1 protein-coding gene and 2 pseudogenes are annotated in these 21,579 nt (G+C 48.1%); all 3 read right to left on the bottom strand.

Going from position 1 to position 21,579, the window contains the following annotated elements; translation table 11 throughout:
* Positions 1-19: 19 nt before the first annotated feature.
* Positions 20-17,272 (bottom strand): SDR family NAD(P)-dependent oxidoreductase, encoded by a 17,253-nt coding sequence (locus ACFYU8_RS04045; protein WP_390295572.1) that lies wholly within the window; start codon positions 17,270-17,272, stop codon positions 20-22.
* A 39-nt stretch (positions 17,273-17,311) separates the two neighbouring features.
* A pseudogene (locus ACFYU8_RS31475) lies at positions 17,312-19,198 on the bottom strand (SDR family oxidoreductase); the annotation flags it as partial.
* Between the two features lie 120 nt (positions 19,199-19,318).
* Positions 19,319-21,463: pseudogene (locus ACFYU8_RS31470) on the bottom strand (type I polyketide synthase); the annotation flags it as partial.
* Positions 21,464-21,579: the final 116 nt, after the last annotated feature.

Genomic DNA, 21,579 nt, shown 5'->3' with positions numbered 1-21,579 from the left:
ACCTCACCTTTTGAATACGTTACAACAGCTTCGCCAACTCCTCAGGATCTGTGAATTGCTCAAGCGTGCATTCTCCATTCCTGATTTTTTCAACAAGCTCGCGTAAAATCGCTTCGGGTTCACTCGTTTGGGTAGAGGCAGCATACGAAGCTTCATTAGAAGCCTCCATGAAATTTCTCATTTTCTCTGCGTTCCCGTACATGCATACGACATGTGATTCCTTTTGAACAAGAGCGTGATGAAGAGCCTTCATGCCTGTTTCCCTTTGGAGAGGAATCATACCGGACAGTTGTTTCATTCTGCTACGGGTTTGCTCATCCATGGACATGCCGCCTCCCTCCCATAATGGCCAGCTGATGGAAAGCGTATGGCCGTATCGATCTTTGGTCAATGTCTGCTCATTTCGGTACCTCGCAAACTCATCCATAAAAGCGTTGGCTGTAGCATAATCCGCTTGTCCGATGTTGCCGAGAGTACCGGCCAATGAAGAATACAGCACAAAGAAATCCAACGTAAAATCCTTGCTTGCCTCATCCAGATAAATCGTGCCTGCTACTTTGGATGCAAGAACCTGTTGCACATCATTCAACTGTTTTCTAATCAAAAAGCTGTCGCGAATCATACCAGCACTGTGTATGATCCCGTTTAGGCGTCCAAACCGCTGTCGAATCTCATGCATGAGGTTCGTTACGTCTCCCAGATGTGATACGTCAGACTGCTTGTAAATGACTTTGGCACCCATGGCAGCAAGCTGGCTTAGCTGTTCTTCGTGTGTCGGATTCATTGGTGATCTCCCGGTTACTATCAAGGTTGGATGGTTCACGCTTCGGGCGATATGCTGCGCCGTTACAAATCCGAGCCCACTCATCCCCCCGGTGATTAAATAAACCCCCTGATCCTTCCAGATTGTACCGGAATACCCTGCCTTTCTCAGTTCTTTCCACACTTTCTTGTATGTTCTGCCTTGATGAAAGCGGATATGAGTGTCTTCTGGACGAGACGCGCTATCCAATAGTTTTCGTATGACATGTGAGATACCTTCCTCTGGTTCCGTTTCGATTATTTGCACGCGCAGTTGCGGATTTTCCAGTTCGGCGGTTTTTAGCAACCCGGACAAGGCCGAATACAATCTGTTATGCGATTGACCAGAAGTAAGCAACTGAATCAATGTCGGTTCCATCGGTTTTTCCTTCAACAGATGCTGGACATGCCTGAAAGCCTGATATACAGCAAATAGGAAGTCTTCCCCTATGCCGCTTGCGTTTGGTGTTCGCTGATGTTCTTCCAAATTCAGTATGAGGCATGTAGCTGTACTCATTTCTGTAGATATATGTTCAGACAGGCTGGTCCACGGCTCACAAAGAAGGACGATATGTGTGTGGAAAACTGGCTGAGAAACAGCCTCTTCTACCTGCTCATGCCATACAGGAGCCAACAAGAGCGTCTCTACAGCATCGTCTGCGTCTTCAACAAGGATACCTGCTTTTAACACTTTACTTGTAAAACCTGTTAGCTGTACGCACACTCGACCTTCCTCATCACATACATCGATATCGAGCTTTTGCACAGGGTCACCTGGGCTGCCGTTTTCACTGTACCGAATGTATGCCCACATATGCGGGACGCATGAGTGAAGCACGTCCATTCGTTCCAACGCATAGGGTAGCAATGGTTTATCCATGGGTGATGAGTTGGATTGGACACTTGGCATGAGACCAATGGATGATTGCAGGGCGGCATCCATCAGACTCGGATGAAGCACAAATTGACTCATTGTTTCCTGTTTATCGGTGGGCAGGTACAATTTTGCAATCACCTGATCTTCCCCTGCGTAAATCTTTTCAATGCTTTGCATACTGGTACCGTATTCCAGTCCCATCTCTGCAAAAGTCTGATAGCAAGATTCTACGCTGAGCTCACGGGTGCAGGACGTCCGAATTGCAGCAAGATCAATCATAGGCTGCCCGTTCGTTTTCTGAAGGAAGGCACTTCCTTGACTGTGAATGACAGTCGTGTCCGCTATCCCATCATGCTTGGTATCGCCCGTAAAAATCTCATACTTGATGCCGTTTCGCTCATTCTCATACAGTCTGATATGAACGGTTGCTTCATCATTTTCCACACGGACGGGGCTTGCCCACACGATATTGCGAAGCGAAATGACGGTATGTTCAGCCGTTTGATTTACAGCTGCTTGATTGAGGGCTTCGCGTGCCATTTCCAGATGGGCTACCCCAGGCAAAATTTTCTGGCCCTTGATAAGATGATCGGCAAGGAAAAATTCTTGTCCCGTAAATATGGAAGTGAATCGCTGCTCAGTCAAATCCGCCGTATTTTGATGAAGAAGCGGATGAAGAGGACCATACTTATTCTGCATCGCATAGGATATGGGTGGCTTATCGTTTGCTGATGGTAGCCAATAGGTTTCTTCAGCGAATGGATACACAGGTAGACTGATCTTGCGAGGTCTGTGCGTCCCGTATATCTCGTTCCAGTTGATCTGCATTCCCTTTACCCACATATCAAGCAGCTTGGGATACTGTTGTTGTGCAGGCCACGTCTGCATGGTTTGGTGCGTGTTTTCCAAGATCTCAAGACGGGCGGAAGCATGGGATGAACGTTTTACTTGTCCTATAAAAATGTTATCAACACTGCACTGCTGCCCACCCTTCTGGATAAAGGTCGCAAGTTTTCCTGCCAATTCATTCATGGAGGCGGCAGTAAACGCCAGTCTCTCTTCCATCGCTTCACGACCAATTTGTAAGGTGTAGGCCAAATCAGCCAACTGATCTTCCCTCACCTGTAGTCCATCTATGAAGGAGAGAAGCTGCTTTGCCCGCGCCAGAAGGCGTTCTTTATTTCGTGCAGATAATACAATCACTGCTGGTTGCTGAGGTATAACTTGCTGAACAGCAACAGCTCCTACAGGCAAAGAGACGTACTCTTCAACGATAATATGAGCGTTCGCACCACCAGCTCCGAATGAAGAAATGCCAGCAATTCGGGGAACCTCCCGTTCAACGCCGTCGATTTCTAGAATCGGTCTTTTCCATTCCGTGAGATTCTGCTGGACGACAAAAGGCGTTTTGTCAAAATGGATTTCGCTATTCAGCTTTCGCGCATGCAAGCTGGGCACAATTTTTCCGTGTTTCATTTGCAGAATGACCTTAGTCAGCGACGCAATGCCTGCGGCTGATTCCAGATGACCAATATTGCTTTTAACAGAACCTATCGCACAATACCCGACGTCAGATGTATCCTTTTGGAAGGCCGTTGTCAGTCCGGCTACCTCGATTGGGTCACCAAGACTTGTCCCGGTACCATGGGCCTCCATATAACTAATGGAGCGAGCATGGACACCCGCCTTATCCATGGTTTCCCGAATCAGTTCAGCTTGTGCTACTGGATTGGGCACCAAATAACCATTGGTTTTGCCTCCGTGGTTAATGCCTGTTCCCCGGATAATGGCGTGGATATGATCCTGATCCTGAATCGCCTTCGACAATGGCTTCAAAATAAGAACGCCGACGCCCTCGCCAGGTACGAAGCCGTCCGCATCTTGGCCAAAACTTTTGCAGGCACCATCCGATGCAAGCATATTTTGTGCACATAAGCCCACATAATTGGACGGATGAAGGTATAGGTTCACTCCACCTACGATCGCTGCCTCACAAGCTCCACTGCGCAGACTTTCACACGCCTGATGGATAGCTGTCAGTGATGAAGAGCACATGGTGTCCACAGGCATGCTTGGACCGTGAAGATTGAGCCAATACGAGACCCGATTCGCTACGGAACTAAAGGATGTCAACGGAAACCATTCACTTCCCTGCCTCCATAGTGCCGGACCGTACAAATTGAAGCCGGTTTTTGTGATGCCTGCGAACACTCCCACCTTGCCCTTAAACTGTAAGTCGAGTTGTTCCCGTGTATATCCGGCATCCTCCAGTGCTTCCCACACGGTTTGCAAGAAGAGCCGCTCCTGCGGGTCCATGTTCATCGCCTCTCGTGGCGACAGATTGAAAAACAGGGGATCAAACTGGGCAAAGCCGTCCAAGAAGCCTCCCCATTTGCTGTAGCTTTTCCCTTGCGCTATCGCTTTTTTTCGATCCGGAACGTAAAAGTTCGCAAGCAGCCACCGATCTTCCGGGATTTCCGTGATGCAGTCCTTCCCCTTCTCTAAATGATCCCAATAGTGTTCCAGATTGATGGCCTGCGGATAGCGTCCACTCATCCCAATTACTGCAATGGGTTCCTGGACACTGGCAGCCCCTGCACGTGGCACAGGACGCTGCGAGGTTTGCAGCACTCGCGGACGAACCGTTCGAACCAACACGTCGTTTCGTTCTACACCAGGCTGTAATGGCTTTTGCATTAGGATCTCGTCAGTTGTAGGCTTTGCCTTTTCAAGCCCTAAAAACGCAACGAGCTCCCCTTTTCGCTGAAGCATAAAGTACCCAATTAATGCCGAGAGTGTCTGATACTCAAAGAACAGCGTACTGCTCACATCGCTGAAATGCTTGCGCAGCCTGTTTGTAAGCTGAACAATAAGAATGGAATCGATACCGTAAGCTTCCAATGGTTCGGATTCATCGATTTGCTCAAACGGCAGTCTGACAACCTCTCCGACCAACTGTCTGAAATAAAGACTGGCTCTCTTTCTCAACTCTTCCTCGTCTACACTAGGCTCAGCCTGCTTAGATTGACGGGTCTCCATTTGTGCAACGACTGTCTGCTGTTTATTCGAAATTTCCTGCGTTCCTTCTGTAAACGAACGATTGGGTAGATGAACGATTCCATCGCTTCTGGCGATCATGATCTGTTGTCCCAAGCTCATGGCAGAGGCAGCAGGATACCATACAGTTTCGAAACCTGCTTGCGCGAGCACAATCTGCCATTGCTCGGCGTTTAGCGCGGGAGAACCCGGAATACGAACTCTTTCATCCTCATACAGCCACCAGCCTTCTAACAATCCAAACGTAAGATGGGCAAACAGCGTACTGCGCGTCAGTTCGTTTACGAAAAGCATTCCGTTCTCTTTCAAAAGTGCTTTGACATGGCGCAGCGTCCTGCGAATGTTTCGTGTAGCATGCAGCACATTCGCAGCGATCACCAAATCATAACCACCCAAGTCAAATGATTGTTCTTCTGGAGATTTCTCCACATCAAACATTTTGCAAATGACATAAGGATTTTCTGCACCATAATTCTCTGCACCGTGTAACAAAAACGCTTTCGATAGATCGGTATAGGCATACTCTGCAATATAGTTCGCATAAGGCTTCAGCTTTTGCAAAATAAGTGAGCTCGTTCCTCCTGTTCCAGCGCCCACCTCAAGAATTCGGAGCATGACAGACGGATTCTGCTGCAACCGTTCTTCCACATACGCTACGACTGTGTCAGCCAGTACACCGTTGAAGTAATCGGCTACCGCATGGTGTTTGTATACGTCTTCTACCAGTTGCATGGAGGAGTTAGGGAACATAATATCCGTTGCCGGAATCTTTCCTGTTAGAATGTCAGGCAAGTGACGAAGCATAGTATCGATGAGCTTCACTTGTGCCTTCACATTTTGATCCTGTAACCAGCTTTTTCTTTGTTCCTCCCATTCTCCCCATAAGCTTTCAATCGAAAGATCAGGGTTGTCCTTCCAATCATGGCGGGCCAGAATAGCCTTGCTTTCTGCCAGCCAGCGCTTGTATGCGTCGTGCACCCCTTCATCGTCCTGCATGAGACCGTGTGTCTGAAGTGTTTTGCCTAGTATGGGCAGAAGCAACCGGTCCAGCTCTTGGTCGAAATGACTTCCATTGCGTTTCAACTGTTGAACCAGTGAAGAATGGTCAGGCAACCGTTTCTGTAGCTTCTCGGTGGACACATGTTGAACGTTTGGAACAGCTACGAGCATCTCATTTTGATGAACTTCTGCAATTGCATCCGGTCTTGTGGTACGAATAAATGCCATTTGACTCAACGAATTTCCCACCAGAGTTTCTAACGCTTGCATCGCTTCTTCCGGCTCAATAAACCCGATCCCCGATTGAGTTAGCCGTTTCTTGAATGCAGCGGGTACAATCCCGGCAATTCCGATCTCTCCCCAATATCCCCAATTCATGACCTTGATGGGAAAGGGAAGGACTTGGCCTGTTTCATGGGCGAAGGCGTCTGCAAACGAGCAGCCTGCTGCGTAACCACTCTGTCCGATCGGTTTGGTAAAGGAGCTCATGGAAGAAAAGTACATCATAAAATCAAGTGCCTCTTTGGCAAATATCTGCGTCATATGAATACTGACATCGACTTTGGCAGATAATCCGGCCCTAAAGCGCTCTTCCGTCATCTGGGTTAAGCTCTGATCCATCACGCCGACAGCTGAGTGAATGACTCCGTTGATTGTTGGATACGTTTGCTTGATAGCCAAGAACGCTTGTTGCAAGCTTACATAATCGGAAGCATCTGCTGACAGATACAGTGGTGCACGGCCTATCGCAGCCAATTTGTCCAGCTTTGCTGCAATATCGTGATCGAGGTCACGTCGGCCGATCCAAATCATTTGCGCATCATAGGTGCGGATCATGTATTCACTCCACACCTCGCCGATGCCCCCTGCTCCTCCAATGACCACATATACACCGCCGTACCGATAGGATTTTATCTGCTGTTGTGGCTGATGAACGGTTATCCATTTCTGCTGATACCATTCTTGCTGTCTGTAAGCCCATGTGTTCCCGTCACGGTCAGCAGGCAGCAAAAACAGCTCGTGTATCGGCAAGTCCAATGGGTCTTCCACATCGATATGGCGGATGCTCCAATTCGGCATTTCTTTCGTCAGCGTCCCAGCGAACCCTTGTATTCCTGCGTGGGTCGACTGAATTGGATCGGTATGCTGAATAAGCAATGTTCGGGTCGTAATGATGGTGATGCCCAACTCTTTTGTGTCATAGCCAAGCTGCATCAACGCTTTACTCAATCTGAACAATTGCAGCAGTCCCAGTTCTTGCTGCTTCATTGTTTGCTCACCAACCATGGCTTCATACGACGTGAAGGGTGCCACCCAGATAAGATGATCGATGCTGTCGTGCTGACTCAACACAGCCTTCATATCTTCCATCTGCATAGAAGCTTCGAACTCGATAGAGCAAACATTCGGGTAAAGCTTCCGAACTGACGAAAATGGCTCATTTGTGCCTCCGATGAAGACGATGTTGTCCTTCGGAGCCGGGATCAGGACTCTTCCATCGTGATGAACGACATCCCACACCGGATGTAGCAATAGACCACCACCTACTTGCTGTAAAGCACTCGGAACCGCTTCGGAATCTGCCTGTGATTCCTCTCTCTCCCCTTTTCCAGATCCCCCCTCCTGCGTACGAATAATGGCGAGTCCTTTTATCTGCACGCAATGGTTTCCTTGCTCGTCACACAAGTCAATATCAAGCTTGTCCATTGACTTTTCGTAATGAGTTTCACGAGAATACCGTACCCATGCCCACATAGTTCGGGTGCAGGAACGATAAATGGCAACCTCATCTACGGAAAACGGAGTACCTGCTTTACGCTCAAAAGCGTGCAACCCCAAGCAGGCTTGTATAGCGGAATCAAGCACGCTCGGATGAAGCACAAAGTCTTGCGCAGTTGCGGATACGACTGAGGGCAAAGTCAGCTGTGCAAGCACTTGGTTGTGTCCAAGATGAATGGCTTGAATACCCTGGTGGCTCATTCCGTAGTGTAATCCTGCTTTTTCGAACGCTTGGTAACACTCTGCTGAGGAAAGAATGCCTTGATTACACGCAGGCAGTAAAGCGGCAAGATCGAGTTTGCCACTCTCGCATTGCTCCAAAATGACAACTTCCCCCTGGTTGTACAGGACAGGCTGGCCGTTCCCTTGTGCTTCCTTGCTGTAAATTTCATAATGCAGCGCTTTGCCCACTTCAGGAACGAGCTTGATATGAACCTGTACCGGTTCTTCATCAACGACAATCGAGCTGGCCCAGATCACATTTTGCAGCTTCACGGTCACGTGATCTTGCGTATCCAGTTCTGCTGCCTGTTCGACAGCAGATCTTGCCATTTCGAGGTAAGCAACCCCCGGCAACACTTTGCGACCGCGAATCACATGATCAGCGAGGAAAAACTCGTTACCGTTAAAAATGGAAGTAAAGCGCTGCTCGGACAAATTCGACGTATTTTGATGAAGAAGCGGATGCAGAAAAACAGTATGCGGCTGTACCGTTCCCCCTCTTGGAGATTGCCTAGATTGCGGCATCCAGTAGCGGTCTTTGGCAAAAGGATACGTCGGCAGATTCAATCGCTGCGGCTTGCGCTCCGTGTACAACCCCGACCAATCGACGTCTAATCCTTTGACCCACAGCTCAAGAAGCTTGGCGAATTTCTTCTTTTGCATCCACCGCTGTACCGTTTCCTGCATATCCTCATCCTGCACCAGAGAGGAAAGCGATTCTTTATTCCGTTTCACCTGACCTCGGTAAACGTCTTCTATCCCGTGCAGTTTCTGAATGTAGCGGGCCAGCTTTTCTTTCAGCTCATGAATCGAGGCTGCGGTCATTCCGAGTCGCTCTTCCATACCAGTTCTGCCCACCTGAAGAGTGTAAGCAATGCTGTCTAGTTTCTCATCCTTATACGATTGTGTTTGCAGTGTATCCAACAGTTGTCTAGCCTGTTCCAGAAGCTGTTCCTCTGTCCGTGCCGACAGCACAATTAGTACGGGATGATCTGGGGTTGCGATCCATTCATCACGACGAACGGTTTTCGGGATGTATTCTTCTATTAACACATGAGCATTCACTCCGCCAAATCCAAAAGAGCTAATTCCGGCGCGTCTTGGCATTTCACGTCCCTGTGTATCTCGTAAGGCAGTCCATTCTTTTGTTTCGTCCACAATATAGAAAGGACTATTTTCCAGTTGAATATAGGGGTTCAAGTTTTCAAAATGAACCGTCTTCACCAATGTTTTGTATTTTAATTGCAACAAAACCTTGATTACCCCTGCGATACCCGCAGCGAGTTCAAGATGACCGATATTCGTCTTGATAGAGCCCAGCCCACAACTTGCAGATGGCTGCCCCCCTGCATCAAAGCCCAATTCCCGAAAGGCCGTCTTCAATCCGTTAATTTCAATCGGATCGCCGAGTGGCGTGCCCGTTCCATGTGCTTCTATATAGGTGATCGTTGTGGGATCTATCTGTGCCTTAGTCAGGACAGACTTGATCAAGTCAGCCTGTGCTCGTGGATTAGGGGCAGTCAGCGATGTTGCCCGGCCCCCGTGATTCTCGTCTGTACTGCGTACAAGGCCGTAGATATGATCTCCTGCGTTCTCAGCATCTGCCAGTTTTTTCAGGAAGATCATTCCGACGCCTTCTCCGCGAACATAGCCGTTCACCCGGTCTGAAAACGTCTTGCAACGCCCATCCTCGCTGAGCATCCCTGCTTTATTGAAGCTGATGTGGTAATACGGATCTAAAATGGTATTCACACCGCCGACAACTGCTGTGTCGCAATCGCCATTACGAATCGCCTGAACAGCTCTATGCAAGGCTACCAGCGAGCTGGAGCAGGCAGTTTCAATCGGTTCACTCGGTCCGTTCACATTGAGAAAAAAGCTCATTCGGTTCGGACCTACAGAGGACACATGTCCTGTGGAAGAGTAGCCCTCGATAGCAGAATTTGCTTGGGAAAGCAGTCCGTTGTATCCGCTGCTTGCTGTTCCCACGAAAATGCCCATCTTGCTGCCAGACAGACTATGCGGGGAATAGCCCGCGTCCTCAATTGCCTTCCAGACATGCATCATCAGCAGACGCTGTTGGGGGTCCATCAAGGTAGCTTCGTGCGGAGATATGCCGAAAAACATTGGATCAAAGTCGGCAACTCCATCAATGAATCCGCCCCATTTAATATTTGTTTTGTTCCCTTCCTGATTGGGATCCCCGAAGTATTCCTTCCAGTCCCAGCGATCTTCAGGGATTTCCGAAATACAATCTCTCCCGTCCACCAGATTAGCCCATAGCTTGTTTACATCCTGAGCCATGGGGAACGCTCCACTCATCCCGATTATGGCAATCGGTTCATTGCTAGCGTGGGTTTGTACTTCGGATGTTGCCACTTGCAAATGACTAAAACGAGATCGACCAGCCTTAGTTTCGAGTTGTTGGATAGAGTGATTTTCAGTAGTGACAAGGGGCTTGATTGTTGGAACGCTAAATACCCGATTTAACTCTTGCACAAATGTAACTGAAAGATGCTGCGCAAGCGCTCGAAGTGTCGAATACTCGAAGAATATGGTAGGTGTCACTCCAAGCTTGTATTGCTCATTCAGCCTGTTTGCAAATTCCGTAAATGAAATGGAATCAAAGCCATACTCTCCGAATTCGACGTCCGGGTATATATCGCTGCTATTCACCTTCAGCGTTTGGGAGAGTATCCGTGCCAACGCTTCCTGTACTTTGTCAGACAACGAATTGGAGTTGGAGGGAAGAACCGGCGTTAGCTGCTGATTTTCACCGATGCTTGACTCCTCAGGTGAGAGAGACGACTCTGGCATCAATTTAGCCCGTAGTCGGGCAACATGTCCCTGGTATCCGATCACTTGGTGATAGCCAAAGTGCATGGCGTGGTTCAACATTTTCACACCCCAGGCGGTTTCTAGAGGCAGCATGCCCAACTGCTGCTTTATCATTTGCTTCTCTGCCTCGCTTACACTCATCCCGCCCTCCTTCCATAGCGACCAGTCCAGCGAAAGCGTAGAGCCGTTGCGTTTACTCGCGGCTACCAGTTCATTGCGATACCTTGCAAATCCGTCCAGAAAGGCGTTTGCGGCTGCGTAATCACCCTGTCCCGTATTTCCTATTACACCTGCCAGTGAGGAGAACATAATGAAAAAATCCAGATTCATTGCTGCGCTTGCTTCATCCAGATACACGGTACCGTTTACTTTGGGTGCAAGCACTTCCAGCATCTCCTCCGATGCTTTTTGACGAATATACTGATCCTTTATGATTCCAGCAGCGTGAATAATTCCGTTCAGACTGCCAAATTCAGACTGGATTTGCCGAATGAACAAGGTGACAGCATATTTGTCGGAAATGTCGACTGTGCGGTAATGAATGTTGTTACTGTTGATTTCTAAAGCTTTCAGCTTTGTCTGTTCCTGATCATGCAGGGGTGAACGCCCGTTCAATATAATGGTAGCATTCTTTACCTGACGAACCATTTCTTGCGCAAAAATATAGCCGAGACCGCGAAGACCTCCCGTTATGAGGTAAATTCCTTTATCCTTCCAGGGTGATTTTGAAGATTCGGAAACCATCTCCTCCCGCCACTCCCGTACATACCGTGTACCATTCGCATACCGAATCAGTCGATCTAACGGTCTGTGTCTGTTCTCAGTTAGCTTGGCGATTATTTCAGACCCGTCGTCGCTCACTTCTGTTTCTATAAGCTGCCCGATCAGCCACGTATGTTCTTGACCAGCAGTCTGTAGCAAACCTGATAATCCCGACAAGAGGGAATCTTCGCCGTGATTTTGGACAACAACCTGAATTAACACCTTTCCTTCTGTACGACTGCGAATGACATGCTGAATTTCTTCAAGCAATTGTGTCGAGGCACTTAAATAGCGCTGTGTAATTTGAGCATCGGGCCGTAACACAATGCAATTGGTTTCCGAAAGATTCGTACGAATTTTGTCAGCCCAATGGACGAACGGTTCGGACAGAATGATAAGGTTATGCTTATAGTCTGCTTCTGCCGCTTTCTTCACGATTGGTTTCTCTACCCATTCCGGTATCAAAATGACCGCCTTTCCTTCCGCTCCGCTCGTCGGGCTGATACCGCCCTCCAGCACACGCGGTGAAAAGCCGGTCATTCGCGCACACACATTGCCGTCTTCATCACACAAATCAACATGGAGTTTAAATACTTTTTCATGAGCTGAGCTTCCCTCATGGAATCTAGCGATCACCCACATACTTGCCGTACATGGGCGGTAAATTTCCAAATTGTCCAAAGTAAATGGAATGACAGGTTTGCGCGCTTCCGTTTGATTCGTTACAGTTCCAACCAAGTACCCAATCGTTACCTGCAACGCAGAATCCATCATGCTCGGGTGGAGGACGAATTTTGCTTCTGTTGAAGAGACTATGGAAGGAAGGGACAGTTTCGCAAGCACCTCGCCACTACCTGTGAACACAGTTTTGATTCCTCGAAGACTGTTGCCGAGATCAATACCTGTTATCTTCGTGATGTCGTAGAAAGCATCTGCTGTCACTTGACTTGGACTACAATTGGTCAGTGCTGCATCAATGTTCACCTGTGGCGACTGATCACGCTCACGAATAATGGCGGTACCCTGGCTGTAAATCAACCGCTGCCCCTCTTTGTCCATGTCTCTGTATATTTCAAAAGTAAGTTCACCGTTCTCTTGCGGATAAACGCCAATATGAACGTGCAAATTTGTGTCTTTCATTGTCAGGGGAGTTGCCCACACAATATTTTTGAGCTGGATCATGTGAGCGCTGTCCATCCCACCTGACGCATGCTCTACTGCTGCCCTTGCCCATTCCAAATGGGCAACACCTGGGAGTACTTTTTCCCCGCGAACGAGATGCTCCGCCAGAAAAAATTCTTCTCCTGAAAAAAACGAACTGTATCGCTGCTCCGATAAATCAGATGCATTTGTATGCATCAGTGGGTGAAGATGGGTTGTTTGTCCTCCCCGGAGCCTAGTCTGGCGGTCTTCGTCGCTTTCTGAAAGCGGAACCCAGAAGCTTTCCCGTCTGAACGGATACGTTGGTAATGAAATTCGGCGGCACGTTCCTTCAGCAAACAGCTCGTCAAAATGCAACTCATAGCCTTGTATAAATAATTCAGCTACCGCTGTAAGGTTTTCCAGATAATCTGTCGCTTGAACTGCTCGGCGACATTTTCGAATACATTCTTCGGCGTATCGCTTCAGCGCAGTCTGTTCGCGTTGCTCATTCCTGTTCACGACAGAAATATACAGTTGAGGGGCTTTCCCTTTCTCCAGCCATCTGTTGAGACGTTCTACAAGCTCTTCCTGATTGCGTACGACACACGCCAATCGGTGACTGTTATGCTGTCTACCGGTTAGCAGTGTAAAACTCATATTCTCACAATCCACCGGCTGGCGAGCACAATGCTCTACTAACTGTGCTGCTTGCTGACGCAGTTGCTCTTCAGTTCGCGCGGACAAGGCAATGAGATAACCCGGTTTGGGCTCATGTTTTCGAATGCTTGGCTGTGGTTGAGGTGCTTCTTCAATGACCACATGTACGTTAGTCCCACTAAAGCCGAATGAACTGATTGCACCGAGCCGTGACTTTCCGTTTGGCACTGACCAGTCCTTTGTAGTTGTGTTCACGTAGAACGGGCTATCAGCAAATGAAATAGAAGGGTTCCCATTTTTCATGTGCAGGGATGCCGGAATACGCTTGTTTTTTAGAGACAACAATATTTTAATGACACCGGCGATGCCTGCAGCAGTCGCCAAATGCCCAATATTGGTTTTGATAGAACCGATTGCACAGTACCCTTTTTTATCGGTATACAGGGAAAAAGCCTTAGTTAACGCCTGAAATTCAATAGGATCACCCAGCTTGGTACCTGTACCGTGGGCCTCCACCATTTGAATATCCGCCGGATCGATTTGGAATGTATCATATACTTCTTGCTCAAGACGAGTCTGTGACTTGGCGCTCGGGGCAGTAATCCCGTTCGTTGTACCATCTTGATTCATGCCTGAACCCCGTATGACGCCATAGATGTGGTCACCATCGGCAATAGCGTCCTTAAGACGTTTCAGCACGATGACACCTGCTCCTTCTCCAGGAACGAAACCGTCTGCTCGATCATCAAACGTGTGGCAGCGCCCTTTGTGTGATAGCATACCTGCCCTGTTCGAATCAATATAGAACTGTGGTGTAGATTGAATGAAAACACCGCCCGCCAAAGCCATTTCGGTCTCTTTCGACCATAGGCCCTGGCATGCCAGATGAATCGCAACCAATGAACTGGAGCAGGCTGTGTCCACTGCAATAGCGGGGCCATGCAAGTCCAGATAGTAGGCAATCCGCGCAGGGATGATGGAGGCTGCTTTGCCCCAGAATGATTGCGGCGGCGGGTTGTCCCCTGTCAGGTTCTGATAATCCATCTCTGTGCATCCTACATATATACCACAACGTCGCCCTTGCATACTGGCTCCTGCATACCCGGCGTCTTCTAGTGCCCTCCACGCTTCCTCCAGAAAAATTCGTTGCTGAGGGTCCATGTAGCTCGCTTCCTGACCCGAGATATTGAAGAAAAGCGGATCAAATGTACTGATATCATCTAAAAAACTTCCAAAGTTGCAGTAACTAGAACCGTCAGGAAAATGTTTAGAAAGATTCCATCTCGTCACTTCCTGAATCAAGTCCGTCCCATTTTCCAAATGCCCCCACAACTCATCAACATGATCTGATTTTGCAAAACGTCCGCTCATCCCGATGATCGCGACTGCTTCCCGATTGATCGACTGTACATGAGGGGTGGCGCTTAAATGGGGTGTGGCTCCTGCTTGCTGATAACGGTATGGCTCTGGAATCGTCACTACGATTTTCCCTATATTCTCACGACGCTCCATATAGCGGTATGCCTCTTGCATCAGATTAATAGGAAAAACCTTCCCTATATGCGGGCGTATTACGCCTTCTTCAATAAGCCGAAGCATTTCATTGCGGTAATCCCGAAGCATTTCTGGATCTTCGAATCCCAGCTTCCGCAGATCCATGCTATAAAACGACTGGTTGTGATTCAGCCCGGACAGATCGACCGTTTTGGCGCTTTTTAAGGCCGTCATTGCAATTTCAATATACCTACCACCACGTGACAAGCAGTTCAATCCTTTTTGCAGCGCATCTCCACCAAGCGTATTCAGGATGATGTCAATACCTCTTCCTTCTGTTAATCGCCTGATTTCCTGCTGAAAATCGTTCTCCATGTAATTGATGACATAATCTGCCCCAATCTGCTGCAAGAAATCGAGTTTCGTCTGTGTGCTCGCTGTTGCATATATGACCGCACCGTAGTGTTTGGCTAGCTGTACCGCAAGAAGACCGATGCCACCAGTAGCCGTTTGAATTAAGATGCTCTCCCCTTTTTTTATCTGCGCCTTGCGAAATGCTGCGATCGCCGTCATGGCAACCACCGGCAATGAGGAGGCTTCCTCAAAGGACAGTTCCTGAGGTTTCGGGAACACGTTTGACGAGTGACACGTAATCGCAGTTGCATGAGCGCCCATATTTTCACTGGCGTAAAAGATTACTTCATCTCCGCAATGGACCGAGGTCACTGCCGAGCCCGTTTCAACCACAACGCCTGCCGCTTCGAAACCCGGGGTAAATGGGTAAGGAGGCATTGTCGGATACAGACCTTTTACGCTCAATAAGTCGCCAAAATTTAACGAGAACGCCCGAACAGCGATACGGACTTCGTCTTCTCTCAAAGGTGGGGTTTCCATCTGTTGGATTGCGACATCCTCTATTGCCGAAGGCCCATTAATCACAGCTTTGAAACAAAGACCACTGCTTGGGAACGAATGTGATTGGTCCTGCTCTCGTGCTTGCACATTCGTGAACAAGGCAGTCACTTGTTTGGGTGTAGACGAAGTTGGCAGATCAGGTTTGCCTTGTAAAAAAGGTTCAACTGCTACATGCGGTGTAATATCGAAACTGGTTTCGAGTGCTTCATTCGATGTTTTGTTTGATTCATTTGAAGTTCCTTTTTGCAACAACGTCTGAATTGTCGAGTAATGCTCAAGCACAATATGTGAAACGAGCTGATCCACATTGTTATAGTCGAACAGAACGGTCGTTTGCAGTGTCAGGCCACATCTCTTGTTAATGAGATTCACTAAGTGAACAGCGATGATTGAATCGATTCCGTATTCGGAAAAACTTCGGTTGTTTTGAATACGATCTTCCTTGATTTTCAGATCCTCTGCGATACTCTCGCGGATAGCTGTTTTGACAAACTCTTTAACCATTTGCTCGGTTACCGCAAGCTGCGCTGGCTCTTTGCTTGATCTAGACTCGCTATGTTTTACAAGCGATCTTTTGTTTGTAAACTCTTGCTGCCCTAGCTTGGGAGCCTTCGGTGACTTGTCGGAAGACTGCGTCTGGATGACAATCCCATCGCTTTTCGCAACAATGACCTGCTGCTTATAGGGGGCGGCAGCACTAGCCGGATACGTGACAGAGTGAAATCCTTCTCGCTTCAATACCTTTTTCCACGATTTCGTGGATAGCGCTGGTGAGCCCCAAACCCGTACTGTCGTATCTTCATACTGCCACCAGCCCTCCAGCAAGCCGAAAGTAAGATGGTTGATTACAGTCTTATCCGTAATCTCATTCAACAGAAGCAATCCGTTCTTTTTCATTGCAGCTTTAACGGTGCGCAGCGTCTTCCTGATGTTGTTTGTCGTGTGCAGTACATTGCTGGCAATCATGAGATCATATGCACCTGTGTCGATTCCCTGTTCTGAGAGGGGCTGCCTCAAATCAGCTATCTTGTACGTTAAATATGGAACGTGGGGACCATATTTTTGTTCTGCATGCATCAGAAAAGCTTTGGAAATATCCGAATAACAATATTCCTGAATGAGTTCCTGAAAAGGTTGCAGGTGATGAAAGACGACTGCGCTCGTGCCGCCAGTGCCTGCACCAATCTCCAGAATGCGTAAGCCCGCTGTGCTCGCACTCTGCTTTTGCACGTATGTAACTACTTCATGTGCAAGCACTTCGTTAAAAAAGTCAGCCATTACATTATGCTTATAAATTCCTTCGACAAGTTCCATGGACGACTCAGGGAACATCAGCTCTGTTGCCTGCTTTCTTCCTTCTAGAATATCCGGCAGATTTCGAAGCATTTTGTCCACCAGAAGCACATGGGCCTTGAGGTCAGGGTGGGAAAGCCAATGATTCAACTGACTTTCCCATTCATTCCACACTTGGTTCTTAAAGGACGGCGCAGTTTCTTCACGAGTACTCAGATCATTTATGAATACTGGCAGCAGCTCCTGTTGGTCGTGCAGCATCTGCAAACTTACCTCTAACCATTTATGATAAAAAGGTTTTGTTCCGTCGTTCAGTGTGAAATTCCGATCTAAGCATCCCAAGGAATGTAATTGACTCCACATCAATCGAAGGAGAAGCTGGTTTATCATGTCCATCTGCCTGTGAACCGAATCCATATGTTCTGTGTTGTCCATGTCAAGTCACTCCTTTTGTTGTTAGATAGAACCGAGCATTCAACTTAAAACGGTAACCGTTTTTCTATCGTTTAGTACGAGCGAATCTGGCTGTTTTATCGTCTTCATCATGACGATCTGATCCAGTGGCCCAGCCAGCAGCAGCTCCAACGCCTGATTGGCTTCAGGAGGTTCAATCGATCCGATTCCTTTTCGCTCCATGCTTTGTCGTATCTGCGCATTCACAACTGAGCCTACGCTCCCCCAATAGCCCCAGTTCATAACTTTGACCAGGCAAGGCCATTCCTGTGACAATTGTCGGGCAAAAGCATCCATATATGTACATCCAGCTACATAATTGCTTTGACCAGGCAATTTCAGGAATGAATTTAGCGATGAGAAAAGCAACACGAAATCGCGCACAGCACCTTTAAACACGTGTGCGATGTTGAGGCTCACATCTGTTTTTGCAGCAAGTCCAGCTCGGAAGCCCTCTTCATCCATATTGGCGAGGCTTCTGTCATATAATACGAGCGCAGAATGTACAATTCCGTCGATTCGGGTGTGCTGCTGGCTGATTTGCTGATAAGCTTGCGTAAGCTGCGACAAATTCGTTGCGTCGGCCTGAATATATACAGGTTTTGGCCCGAAAATGGCTATGCGGTCGAGTTTTTCCTGAATGGCGCCATTCTTTTCCTTTCTGCCAATCCAAATGATGTGGGCTTGATACGTACGAACCATAAACTCGCTCCATGCTTCACCAATACCACCTGCACCGCCTATCACAACATAAACACCATTATTTCGGTAAACGGTATGTTGCAATGGTGCATATTCCACGGATACAAGCTCCTGCTGATACCATTCCTCCTCACGATAAACATAAGCATTTCCTTGCGGATCGGCAGGCAACATGAATAGCTCTCTAAGCGGGTATATTTCTTCGTCGGCCTCCAGGTCAACAACGCGTATTTTCCAGTTCGCATATTCCTTGGCCAGCGAGCCCATGAAGCCATGTACAGCTGCTTGTCCTGGATTGACAGAGTCAGCTGAATGAAGAGCCTGTGCCTGGAACGTAATGACGGTCCAGTTGAGCTCCTGGTTTCCGTAGCCGAGGTAAAGCATACTTTTTACCAGTCTGAATACTTGGATGAGGGCTGAGATAGCCGTATGCTCTGAGCCAACCCATACAATATGTCTGATATCTCCTTGTGCTGACAAAGCTACTTGAATGTCAGCAAGACTTGAATCATCTGAAATATACACGGCAGTTGTGTTGGGGACTGCCGTGCTCAGTTTGTCAAGCAAAGCAGCATTTCCGCCAATGAACAACTGTTTCTCAGTTGACGAAAATACAGCATCCTTGTGCTCTAAATGATACGTCTCCCACATCGGCGTCAACAGCAACATTTGTGCTGAGGGCTCAGGTGACATTGTTTGTGTCATTCGGCTTTGACTAGGAGAACCATGCACAGAAGGGATTGCATTGGTTGTATCCCCCTTGGTGATGACTCGTGTAGAAAATCCTTTCATTTGCACACAAACATTACCATTGTCATCGAACAACTCAATGTCCAGCTTACTCACGGAATCATCCGAACGGCTGTCAGCGTTGTTTTGAATCCGCACCCACATTTTAGGGTGACAGTTTCCGTATACCTCCAGTCGTTGCAAGGCAAACGGTAGTGAAGGGTGAAAAGGAAGAGAATGCCTCTCTTTCAGATTCAGAGTGAAACCCATAGTCGCTTGCAGGGCAGAGTCAATGAGAGCAGGGTGTAACGCATACTCGTGAAACGTGTCGACTAATGATTCTGACAAAGATAATCTGGCAAGCACCTGATTGTTGCCGATGTAGAGCTGTTCAATGCCTCTGTGAGCCTCACCGTATAACAGGCCCATCTTTGCAAAGGCTTCATAGCATTCAGAAGACGAGATGATTTCCCATTCACACGATTGTTTGATAGACGATAGATGGATGCTGCCGATTTCCCGTTTCCCGGTTAACAATGCCCTTCCCTGACTAAATAGATGCTTTTCTCCTCCCTCTTGGGAATCGCTGTAAATGGAAAAGCTGATCTCTTGCTCCTGCTCCAGTTTCAATCCAATGTGAACGGAAATTTGCTCGTATTCGACCTGAATCGGATGTGCCCAGACGACATTGGTAAGCAGTACAGATGTATTCTCTCTGACATCTCGTGGCATAGCCTGCATCACAGCAGCTAGTGCCATTTCTAGTTGTGCAGCTCCTGGCAGGACGCGGACGTTGTTTACACGATGATCGTTCAGAAAAAATTCCTTACCTGTGAATACAGAGCTGAACCGTTGTTCCTTAAAGTTGGAAGTGTTACGCTGTAGCAATGGATGCAAGTGCCCAGATGTACCAGACATCGCCAACCCAACCCCTGGCTCTTCCTTTTTCGGGGGTTCAGATAGCCAGTATCTCTCTTCAGCAAATGGATAAGCAGGCAAACTGATGCGCCCGGGCACTACACTACCGTAACAGAGGTTCCAATCAATGTTGACGCCTTTGACCCACAATTCCAACAACTGAGGATACTTCTTTTTCCGAGCCCAGCTCTCGATGATCTCTTGCATGTCGTCATCTGCAGCTAACTCGCTTATCGATTCACTATGATTAGAAGTGTCCCCTCTATAAACGTTCTCCTGTTTCACTTGCCCAGCAAGATAGTGGTTTATTTTTTGTTCTAGCTCGTTGAGAGAACATACAACCATAGCGAGACGGGCCTCCATCGCTTGTCGTCCCGTCTGTAGCGTATAAGCGATGCTTGCTAACTGGTCGTCCATGTAATGACCTGCTGAGATGGCCGCCAGTAATTGGGTGATCCTTGCTTGTAACCGATCCGTATTTTTGGCTGAGAGCACAATCATGACAGGCTCTGTGTTCGATACTCCTTCTACAGAAATCTTTTTTTCATTTGGAATGTACTCTTCCACAATGACATGTGCGTTGGCTCCGCCTGCTCCAAACGAAGAAATACCTGCAATTCTGGGGGCTTCACGGGTGTTTCCTTCGTGCGTTATGACAGGACGTTTCCACTCTGCCAATTCCTGCTGCACGTAAAAGGGGGTCTGGCTGAACTGGATATTCGGGTTTGGCACGTCGGCGTGGAGTGATGGTACAAGTTGGCGGTGTTGCATCTGCAACAATATTTTGCTAAGTCCTGCAATCCCTGCCGCACTTTCACAATGTCCAATATTCGTTTTGACTGAGCCGATTGCACAAAATTGTTTGTCCGGGGTCTCCTGTTCAAAAGCTCTTCGCAGTCCTTCAATTTCAATCGGATCACCCAAGGTTGTTCCTGTGCCATGGGCTTCCACGTAGCTAATTGTCCTGGGATCGATTCCTGCCCGTCGAATCGCCTCGATCACAACTTGCGACTGCATCCTTGGATTTGGTACCGTATACCCTTTGACTCTGCCTCCCGCGTTGATCATGCTTCCTTTCAAAACACCGTAAATGTGGTCTCCGTCCGCCTCTGCCTGATGTAACGGCTTTAAAATAATGGCTCCAACTCCTTCGCCATCGACAAAACCGTCCGCCTGATCGCCAAACGCACGACATTGATCTCCTCCTGCCAGCATTGTCTTTTCGGACAAACGCGCATAATGCACAGGGTCCACGATCAGATTCACGCCCCCGGCAATCGCACAATCACTTGTGCCCATGTGCAGGCTTTCCAATGCTAAATGGATGGCCGTAAGAGAAGAAGAGCAAGCCGTGTCAACAGCAAGACTGGGACCGGTAAAATTTAAACAGTATGATACCCGATTTGCCACAGACCAATAGGATGCACCTGTCGGATAATTACCGTTCATGATCCCGACGAACACTCCAACCTTTCGAGAAGGACTGAGAGCTTCCGGTGTATAGCCCGCATCTTCTATGCTCGAGTATGCCGCTTGTAAAAACTGCCGTTCCTGCGGGTCCATCTGCTCCGCTTCCTTGGGGGAAATATAAAAAAACAAGGGATCAAATGTATCGATACCCCTGATAAATCCGCCCCATCTGCTATATGATTGTCCTTTTCTGCCTCTTTGCGGGTGGAAATGTTCTCGCCAGTTCCAGCGTGTCTGTGGAACCTCTGTAATACAATTTTTACCATCCTTAAGATTTTCCCAAAATTCTTGCATATTATCAGCATTCGCGTAGCGCCCGGCAAGACCGATGATCGCTACATCCCTGCTTTTTGAAACAGATGCTGCAAGGCGGGACTCAGGAACTCTCTGAGTTATCATCGGCGTTTCGCGAAGCTGTTCCAGCGCAACCAGATCCCGCTTGACATGTTGTGCCTCTGGCTCCCGTGCCT

It is taken from the genome of Brevibacillus sp. NPDC003359, from assembly GCF_042878995.1.
Taxonomy (GTDB): domain Bacteria; phylum Bacillota; class Bacilli; order Brevibacillales; family Brevibacillaceae; genus Brevibacillus.
This window is presented reverse-complemented; position numbering and strand designations above follow the sequence as displayed.